This window comes from Bradyrhizobium sp. 23AC (genome assembly GCF_054863025.1).
Genome location: NZ_JAVAYN010000027.1, coordinates 79,142 through 87,548 on the forward strand (window position 1 = coordinate 79,142; position 8,407 = coordinate 87,548).

Below are 8,407 nucleotides of genomic sequence, written 5' to 3' on the forward strand. Positions count from 1 at the left end.
CATTCACTCCGCCGCTTCGACCTTGACCTCGGCCGGCTCGAGCGCCGCGGCGATGGCTTCGTCGACGCGCTCCAGCCAGATGAATTCGAGGCTGTCCCGCGCGCTCTTCGGGATGTCGTCATAGTCCCGCTTGTTGCGCGCCGGCAGCATCACCCGCTTCAGGCCCGCCGCCGCAGCCGCCACCACCTTCTCCTTGATGCCGCCGACCGGCAGCACCAGGCCGCGCAGCGAGATCTCGCCGGTCATGGCGGTGTCGCTTCGCACCGTGCGGCTGGTGAGCAGGGACGTCAGCGCCGTGAACATCGCAACGCCCGCGCTCGGTCCGTCCTTCGGGGTTGCGCCCGCCGGAACGTGAACGTGGATGTCGCTCTTCTCGAACACCGACTGATCGATGCCGAGCTGCGTGGCCTTGCTCTTCACCAGCGTCAGCGCCGCCTGCACGCTCTCGCGCATGACCTCGCCGAGCTGGCCGGTCAGGATCATGCCGCCCCGGCCGGGCACACGCGACGCCTCGATGAACAGGATGTCCCCGCCAACAGGCGTCCAGGCAAGGCCGGTGGCCACGCCCGGAATGCTGGTGCGCTGCGCGATCTCGCCCTCGAAGCGCGGCTGGCCGAGCACGGTGGCGATGTCCTTCGCCCCCACCACGACCTTCGCGGCCGTGCCCTCGGCGACCTGCACCGCGGCATGGCGGAACAGTTTGCCGATCTCGCGCTCGAGGTTACGCACGCCGGCTTCGCGGGTGTAGCCCTTGACCACCAGCTTCAGCGCCTCCGGCTCGATCTCGGCCTGCTCGGCGGTCAAGCCGTTGGCCTCGAGCTGCCGCCGCACCAGATAGCGCCGCGCGATCTCCAGCTTCTCGTCCTCGGTGTAACCGGCGAGGCTGATCAGCTCCATGCGGTCGAGCAGTGGACCCGGGATCTGGTCCAGCATGTTGGCGGTCGCGATGAACACCACGCGCGACAGGTCGAAGGGCACGCCGAGGTAATTGTCCCGGAACGTCCCGTTCTGCTCGGGGTCGAGCACCTCCAGCATGGCGGCTGACGGATCGCCCTGCACGCCACGGCCCATCTTGTCGATCTCGTCCAGCATCATGACGCAGTTCCGGCTGCCAGCCTTCTTGATGCCCTGGATGATGTTGCCGGGCAGCGCGCCGATATAGGTGCGCCGGTGGCCGCGGATTTCGGCTTCGTCATGCACGCCGCCAAGGCTGACGCGCACGAAGGGGCGATTCATCGCACGCGCGATGGACTGGCCGAGCGAGGTCTTGCCGACGCCGGGCGGGCCGACGAAGCACAGGATCGGCGCCTTGCCCTGCGGGGCGAGCTTGCGCACCGCCAGATATTCGATGATCCGGCCCTTGATCTTCTCCAGGCCGAAATGGTCGGCGTCGAGGATGGCTCGCGCCTCCTTGATGTCGATCGGCTTCTCCGCAGGCAGCGCCCAGGGCAGCTCGATCAGCCAGTCGAGATAGGTACGGACCATGCCGGCTTCGCCGGCCGCCTCCGGCATGCGCTCGTAGCGGCGCAGCTCCTTCCTGGCGTGCGCGTCCGCCTCGGGCGGCATGTTGGCCTTGGCGATGGCGGACGTCAGCTCGGCGACCTCGGCCGCCTTGCCGTCGCCCTCGCCAAGCTGGCGTTGGATGGTCGCCATCTGCTCGCGCAGGATCGCCTCGCGCTGTCGCTCGTCGAAGCTGGCGCGGGTCTTCTGGCCGATCTCATTGCTGATGCGCAGCACCTCCAGCCGCTCGGCCAGATGCTTGGACACCTTCTCGACGCGCAAGGCGAGGTCGATGGTCTCCAAGACCTCCTGCTTGTCCTGCGGCTTGATGTCCATGAACGAGGTCGCCAGATCCGCCAGCGCGCCGGGCGCAGTGGTGCCCTGGAACATCGCGGCGAGCTCAGGTGGCGCCTGCGGCAGCAGCTCGATCGCCTCGATCGCCTGGCGCTGCAGGTTCAGTGCGCGCGCCTCGATCTCGGGCGAAGTCGTGGTCGGCTCCGGAATCTGCTGGATCCGCGCGGCCGGGAACGGCGTCCCCGGCAGGAAGTCGAGGATGCGCGCGCGCTGCACGCCCTGGCAGACGATGTGATGGGTGCCGTCGGGCGCGGTGATGTAGCGCACGATGTTGGCGATGGTCGCGACCCGGTAGAGATCGTCCGGCGTGGGATCGTCGACTTCGGGATTGCGCTGCAGGACGATGCCGATCGGCCGTTGCTCGCGCAGCGCCTGTTGCGCCGCCGCGATCGATTTCGGCCGCGCGATCGCGATCGGCCCGATCGCGCCGGGAAACAGCACCATGTCGCGTACGGCGACGATGATCAGCGCGTCTTCGGGGATCTTCACGTCGTTATTGGTCTGTTCGTTGTTCATCTGTTCGGTGGCCATGATCGACCTCAGGATTTGGCGAGGCGTAGCGCGACGCAGCCGTCCATCACGAAGCGGCTGATGGCGTAGCGGCCGAGGGGCAATGCAATGCGGCGCTCAAAACGCCCCTGCGGCAGCTCGAGCCGGTGGATGCGGGCGTTGCGAAGCTCCGGCGGAAGCGTGCGCTGGCCGGAGACGACGAGCACGCCGTCATGAATGACCGTCTCGACATTGTCCGGATTGACGCCGGGAAGCGCGACCAGGATCAGCAGCTCATGCTCGGTTTCGAGCACGTCGATCGGCGGCTCCCAGCAGGCTTCCTGGCGGCCGAACTGCTGGCGCAGCCGCTCGGCGCGCGTCAGCTGGTCCAGGGCTTCGGACAGCATCCAGTCGAGGGGATTTTTGGGTTGCATGATGCGGGCTCAGGGGTGGGAAAGCCTGCATATGGGGCTGGTTCCCGGGAAATCCAGTGCGGTGGCGCTGACGTGCCATGCGCCGTCGTGCGATCGCAATAGCAAACGCCGCGGCTTTGGCCGCGGCGTTTCGTCATCGGCAGGGGCGCGCGTCAGGCCGCGGCGCGGTAATCTTCTTCCGCCTCGAGGTTGATCACCGAGGTGGCGAGCTCGGTCAGCGTATGGTCGGTCGCCTCTTCTTCGTCCAGCGTCGCCTGAAGCAGCCTTGCTGCGTCCTGCATGCCGAGCTCCTCGGCCCAGGTGCGCAAGGTGCCATAGCGGGAAATCTCGTAGTGCTCGACCGCCTGCGCGGCCGCGAGCAGACCCGCATCGAGCGCCGGTGCGCCCTTGAACTCCTTCATGATCTCGGCGCCTTCATCGGTAATGCCGTTGATGGCCTCGCAGGGCTTGCCGCGTGCAGGCTTGCCCAGCATCTTGAAGATCTGGTCGAGACGCTTGACCTGGCCCTGGGTCTCACGCAGGTGCTTGTTGAAAGCGGCCGTCAGATCCTTCGATTGCGCGGCCTTGGCCATCTTCGGCAGCGTCTTGATGATCTTGTTCTCGGCGAAATAGATGTCCTTCAGCGTCTCCAGAAACAGGTCGCTGAGCATTTTCGGCGCCTGACGCGGTCGGCGCGCTGCGGTCTTCTTGGTTGCGCGTTTCTTCGCTCGTTTAGCCATATGTCCTCCTCTTGAGGTGACGCGGGGAAGGCATCTCCTTCCCCAATCCTCAGCCGATCAAAGCCGGTTGGAGAACGAAAGTTCCAAACTGCAACCGGCGCGCGCGGCGACCGTTCAGGTCGGGCGCTTATAGGGATCTTCCTGGCGCTGTCGGGCCTCGGTGTTGCGATCGAGCTGCGCCCGCTCGCTGCGCCTGAGGTGGCCGGCCTTCATCACGCCATAGACGAGGACCCCGCCGAGCACGAAGGCTCCGATGAACCAGAGCCAGAGCAGGTTGGCCGAGAGCTGGCCGAGAAGCATTCCGATTCCACTGTCGCTCATTGTCGCCTCCAGTGATTTCCAAAGCGGCTTTGCTGGGCTAAGTCAGCCCGGCAGCCATCGTTCCAGCGTCCAAGGACCCCACCGACACATGCTCGACTTCGCCCTGTCCGCCTTCGTGACGCTGCTGCTGGTGGTCGATCCGGTCGGCCTTGCGCCGGCCTTCCTGGCCGCGACCGGGGGCATGCCCGACAAGGTCAAACGAACCATCGCGTTGCGCGCGCCGCTGATCGCGGCCTCGATCCTGGTGGTGATCGCGCTGGTCGGAAACTGGCTGCTGCGCCAGCTCGGGATCGGGATCCCCGCCTTCCAGATCGCCGGCGGGTTGCTGCTGTTCGGCGTGTCCTACCAGATGATCTTCGGCGATCGTCCGCATCGCGAGGCCCGCGAGGCCGACAAGGCGACGTCCGAGCACGCCTCCGATGTCGCGGTGTTTCCCCTGGCCATCCCCATGATGGCCGGCCCCGGCGCGATTGCGACCACGCTGCTGCTGTCCGGCGATGCCGGCTATGGGGCGAGACTCGCGGTGATCATCGCGGTCGTGCTCTCGGTCTGCCTGCTCTGCATGCTGTGCTTCGTCTCGGCTCACCTGATCGCGAAGACCCTCGGCCGCACTGGAAATGCCGTGATCTCGCGCGTCCTCGGCATGCTGCTCGCGGCCTATTCCGTGCAGTTCGTGATCAACGGGATTGCGGCGGTCAGGACCAGCCTGCCATAGGGCTGCGACAATCCGTGAATTCGTTGATTTTGCCGTCGATTTCGTGGTTTGGCGGGAGGGGCGACAAGGTGGCACCGGATCCGGGCCGCTTTCGCTTGCACTGCCATATTGCTTTGACGTACTCCCGGTCTAACAAGCCCATCGTCAGGAAATCGGGATGTCGACGACAGCGGAAGAGCTCGCCAAGAGACAGGCCATCATCGACGCCTGCCGGCGCATGAACGCGCTCGGCATCAACCAGGGCACCTCGGGCAATATCTCTGTCCGGCATGTGGACGGGCTCCTGGTGACGCCGACCAGCGTGCCTTATGAGGCCATGACGCCGGACCAGATCGTCTTCATGGCCATGGACGGCACACATGCGCCCGATCAGAAGCCGTCGAGCGAGTGGCGTTTCCATCGCGACATCCTGAAGTCGCGGGATGACGTCAACGCCGTCGTGCACGCCCATCCGACCTATTGCACCATCCTGGCGATCATGGGCATGGAGATTCCGCCGGTGCACTACATGATCGCGGCGGCCGGCGGCGACAGCATCCGCTGCGCGCCCTATGCGACGTTCGGAACCGTGGAGCTGTCCGAACATGCGGTGCGGGCGCTGGAGGGGCGGCTTGCCTGCCTGCTGGACCATCACGGCATGATCGCGATCGGCAAGACGCTGGACAAGGCGATGTGGCTCGCCGTCGAGGTCGAAACGCTGGCGCGGCAATATCACGGCTGCCTCCAGATCGGACAGCCGCCGCTGCTTCCCAGCGCCGAGATTGAGCGGGTCCGCCAGCGCATGGCCGGCTACGGCCTGTCGGAAGGGTAGGGCAGGCAGAAGGTGTTCGTGCGGATCAGGCATCTCGTGGATCGCAAGGGGACGAACCGCACCATGGTTCGGCTGCGCGCCCTCTTGCGCAGCAACGAGTTCTACCTGATCCCGCTGGCGCTGGTGATCGGCACGCTGGCCGGCGCGGTGGTGACGCTGATGGCGCATATCGCGCAGATCGCGCACGTGGTGATCTATGGCATTCCCGTCGATGTCCACTTGTCGGCCCACGCGAGCGTCAGCCCGTGGGCGGCACTGATCGCGCCGGCGCTGGGTGGGCTTTCGCTCGGCATCATGGAATGGTCGCGGCGGCGCATGAAGATTTCGAACGCGGTCGACCCGATCGAGGCGAACGCGCTGCGCGGCGGCAATCTGTCGATGCGGGACAGCGTCATCGTGTCGAGCCAGACGCTGATCTCCAACGGCTGCGGCGCCTCGGTCGGCCTCGAGGCCGGCTATACCCAGATCGGCTCGGGGATTGCCTCGCTGTTCGGCAAGTTCTTCAATCTGCGCCGCAACGATCTGCGCCTGATGGTCGGCTGCGGCGCTGCGGCTGCGATCGCGGCGGCGTTCGGCGCGCCGATCACCGGCGCCTTCTATGCCTGCGAGCTGATCGTCGGCGTCTATTCGGTCGGCAGCGCGGCCCCGATCCTCGCGGCCTCGCTCGCCGGCGCCTTGACCGCGCAATGGCTCGGCGGCGCGCCATACTCGCTGGAGATACCCAAGGTCAGCGCCGTCGGCGTCGAGCAATATCTGGCCCTGATCGGGCTTGCGCTCATCACCAGCGGCGTCGGCATCGCCGTGATGCGCTCCTCGCCGATGTTCGAGCGCCTGTTCGCCTGGCTGCCGATCTGGCTCCGGCCGGTGATCGGCGGCCTCATCGTCGGCGGCTTTGCCATCGTGACGCCGCAGGTGCTGGCGGCCGGCCATGGCGCCATGGTGCTCGATCTCTTTCACGACATGACCATCGGCCTGATCGCGCTGATCATCGCCCTCAAGGTGACGGCCTGCCTGGTCTCGCTCGCCTCGGGCTTCCGCGGCGGCCTGTTCTTCGCCTCGCTGTTCGTTGGCAGCCTGATCGGAAAGTTCTTTGCCGCGGTGCTGCTCTTGATCAGCCCGAACTTCGCCATCGATCCGCTGGTGGCGATGCTGACGGGCATGGCGACGCTCGGTGTCGCCATCGTCGGCGGCCCCCTGACCCTGTCGTTCCTGGTGCTCGAGATGACCCGCAATGTCGACGTCACCGCCGTGGTGCTCGCCGGCTGCATCGTCACCTCGATCTGCGTCCGCTTCATGTTCGGCCATTCCTTCTCGACCTGGCGCCTGCATCTTCGCGGCGAGACCATCCGCAGCGCCAATGACGTTGGCTGGCTGCGCAATCTCACCGTCGAGCGGCTGATGCGCTCCGACGTCGGCAAGGTGCCCTCGACCACGACGATCGCCGCCGTCCGCCGCGAGTTCGCGCTGGGATCGCGGCCCGGTATCGTCATCGTCAACAATTCCGACGAATATGTAGGCCTGGTCCTGCTGCCGGACCTGTTCTCCAGCGACCTCGACACCATCGCCGACGACATCCAGGTGATCGAGCTCGCCCGCCTGATCGACATCGTGCTGATCCCGGAAATGAACGTGAAGTCGGCGATGGCGGTGTTCGACGAGGCCGAAGCCGAGATGCTGGCGGTGGTGGATTCCACCGACAGCCGCAAGGTGGTCGGCTTCCTCACCGAAAACTTCGCCCGCCGCCGCTATGTCGAGGAGATCGACAAGGCGACGCGCGGCGTGCTCGGCGCGCTGTCGTAGGCGCTCGCTCCTGGCTATCGGCCTGGTTGGGGCGAGGCCGCGACGACGAGCGTCACGATCCGCCGCACCATCGGCAGCACCAGCAGCAGCGTCGGAAAGGCGACCAGCCAGGACAGCGCCCAGGCGCCCGGCCAGGTCGCGAGGAATGCCGGCGTCGCCCCTAGGCTCCGGAGCGTCGAAATGACCGACACCACGGCCGTCATGAGGATGGACAGCACGAACGGCATCACGATCGGCGCATAGCGCGCCGGCAGTTTGCGAACCACAATCATCTGATTTCTCTTGGAAAAGGACGCGTCGGTCACGTTGAACCCTGCAAATGGCATCGATCCCGACGGCGTCGGTTGATGCGTTGGTTCACGTGAAACGCTTACGGCGACCGAAAAACGGTCGCGGCTGTTCATTATCCGCTCAGGTTCGATGGTTCAAGCTGCGAGTTGGTCGTTCGGTTTACAATCGTTCAAAGCGTGGCAGATTGCCGCGAACATGAAACCATCTCAACGGTTTGCGCATTGAATCCGGTTTGCAGATCCCTACGTTTGGCAAGAGCATCGGCAAGATTATAGGAAGGTCAAAATGACTGTGAGACCCATGATTTCCGCAGCCGGCCGCAACATGGTGCTGGCCGCGTTCGCAAGCCTGGCATTGGTCGCAACTTCCGCATCGCCCTCGGCTGCGGCGTCCCCCGGGGCAGTGTCAGCGAAGCCCGTCACGGCAGGGCAGGGCTCCTCGGACGTCACCGATTTCAGCGCAGCCCGGCGTCGCCACTATTATCGGCGCGGGTCGAACGCCGCTGGCCTCGCCTTCATGGGCGCCGCGGCGGGGATCATCGGCGGGGTGATCGCCGAGCAGCGGCGCCGCGACTACTACGAGAACCGCTATTATGGTTCGCGTCCCTACTACGGCGGTCAGGGCTATTACGGCGGTCAAGGCTATTACGGCGGCGGCAGTCCGTTCTATTACGATCCGGGCTACTGAGCGGCTGTTTTCAATGCGGCCCGGAATGGGTTGCGCGAAAAGGGCGGTGCTTTGCGCCGCCCTTTTTTGATGCGTCGGTGCTCTCGTAGCCCGGGTGAGCGCAGCGATACCCGGGACAGTGCTTGTGGAAACCCGGATGTCGCTGCGCTCATCCGGGCTACGGCAACGAGCCTGTGTCGCGCTCTGTCAATCCTCGTCGCCGAAAATATTTTACCGAAATTCGGTTTCGGCGTATGTGTCGCCCATCCCGGCTCATCCAAGAGGGGCGATCATGTGTCGTCACTAT

9 protein-coding genes are annotated in these 8,407 nt (G+C 65.5%); 4 read left to right on the plus strand and 5 right to left on the minus strand.

Translation table 11 applies throughout. From position 1 onward, the window contains the following. Positions 1-3: 3 nt before the first annotated feature. The 4 genes from lon to RAD10_RS37620 all read right to left on the minus strand — a co-directional run bounded on the left by lon (position 4) and on the right by RAD10_RS37620 (position 3,817). Positions 4-2,385: an endopeptidase La gene (lon, locus tag RAD10_RS37605; RefSeq protein ID WP_461621407.1), complete on the minus strand. Its 2,382-nt coding sequence runs from the start codon at positions 2,383-2,385 to the stop codon at positions 4-6. A gap of 8 nt (positions 2,386-2,393) precedes the next feature. After that, complete coding sequence (locus RAD10_RS37610) at positions 2,394-2,777, minus strand: Hsp20/alpha crystallin family protein (RefSeq protein WP_028142669.1); 384 nt, start codon at positions 2,775-2,777, stop codon at positions 2,394-2,396. A gap of 152 nt (positions 2,778-2,929) precedes the next feature. After that, on the minus strand, positions 2,930-3,496 hold the full coding sequence (locus RAD10_RS37615) for a YciE/YciF ferroxidase family protein (RefSeq protein ID WP_461621408.1): 567 nt from the start codon (positions 3,494-3,496) through the stop codon (positions 2,930-2,932). A gap of 114 nt (positions 3,497-3,610) precedes the next feature. After that, on the minus strand, positions 3,611-3,817 hold the full coding sequence (locus RAD10_RS37620) for a hypothetical protein (protein WP_018320686.1): 207 nt from the start codon (positions 3,815-3,817) through the stop codon (positions 3,611-3,613). A gap of 88 nt (positions 3,818-3,905) precedes the next feature. On the opposite strand from RAD10_RS37620, the gene RAD10_RS37625 reads away from it, so the two are divergent. The 3 genes from RAD10_RS37625 to RAD10_RS37635 all read left to right on the plus strand — a co-directional run bounded on the left by RAD10_RS37625 (position 3,906) and on the right by RAD10_RS37635 (position 7,143). Further along, positions 3,906-4,532, plus strand: coding sequence for a MarC family protein (locus tag RAD10_RS37625; protein ID WP_461621409.1), 627 nt, complete (start codon positions 3,906-3,908; stop codon positions 4,530-4,532). A gap of 157 nt (positions 4,533-4,689) precedes the next feature. Further along, positions 4,690-5,343: a class II aldolase/adducin family protein gene (locus tag RAD10_RS37630; protein ID WP_461621410.1), complete on the plus strand. Its 654-nt coding sequence runs from the start codon at positions 4,690-4,692 to the stop codon at positions 5,341-5,343. 12 nt (positions 5,344-5,355) lie between these two features. After that, a complete protein-coding gene (locus tag RAD10_RS37635; protein WP_461621411.1) occupies positions 5,356-7,143 on the plus strand; it encodes a chloride channel protein in 1,788 nt (595 codons plus the stop codon). A gap of 14 nt (positions 7,144-7,157) precedes the next feature. Here the strand turns inward: RAD10_RS37635 and RAD10_RS37640 are convergent, their stop codons facing one another. Beyond that, on the minus strand, positions 7,158-7,415 hold the full coding sequence (locus RAD10_RS37640) for a DUF2798 domain-containing protein (protein ID WP_461621415.1): 258 nt from the start codon (positions 7,413-7,415) through the stop codon (positions 7,158-7,160). 304 nt (positions 7,416-7,719) lie between these two features. Here RAD10_RS37640 and RAD10_RS37645 point away from each other — a divergent pair, with 304 nt between their 5' ends. Then, positions 7,720-8,121, plus strand: a complete 402-nt coding sequence (locus RAD10_RS37645; protein WP_091966683.1) for a hypothetical protein — start codon at positions 7,720-7,722, stop codon at positions 8,119-8,121. Positions 8,122-8,407: the final 286 nt, after the last annotated feature.

Excerpts from the sequence above, each read along its gene's own strand:
- RAD10_RS37615 (WP_461621408.1), bottom strand. The coding sequence starts at position 3,496 with ATGGCTAAACGAGCGAAGAAACGCGCAACCAAGAAGACCGCAGCGCGC.
- RAD10_RS37630 (WP_461621410.1), top strand. The coding sequence starts at position 4,690 with ATGTCGACGACAGCGGAAGAGCTCGCCAAGAGACAGGCCATCATCGAC.
- RAD10_RS37620 (WP_018320686.1), bottom strand. The coding sequence starts at position 3,817 with ATGAGCGACAGTGGAATCGGAATGCTTCTCGGCCAGCTCTCGGCCAAC.
- RAD10_RS37645 (WP_091966683.1), top strand. The coding sequence starts at position 7,720 with ATGACTGTGAGACCCATGATTTCCGCAGCCGGCCGCAACATGGTGCTG.
- RAD10_RS37640 (WP_461621415.1), bottom strand. The coding sequence starts at position 7,415 with ATGATTGTGGTTCGCAAACTGCCGGCGCGCTATGCGCCGATCGTGATG.
- lon (WP_461621407.1), bottom strand. The coding sequence starts at position 2,385 with ATGGCCACCGAACAGATGAACAACGAACAGACCAATAACGACGTGAAG.
- RAD10_RS37625 (WP_461621409.1), top strand. The coding sequence starts at position 3,906 with ATGCTCGACTTCGCCCTGTCCGCCTTCGTGACGCTGCTGCTGGTGGTC.
- RAD10_RS37610 (WP_028142669.1), bottom strand. The coding sequence starts at position 2,777 with ATGCAACCCAAAAATCCCCTCGACTGGATGCTGTCCGAAGCCCTGGAC.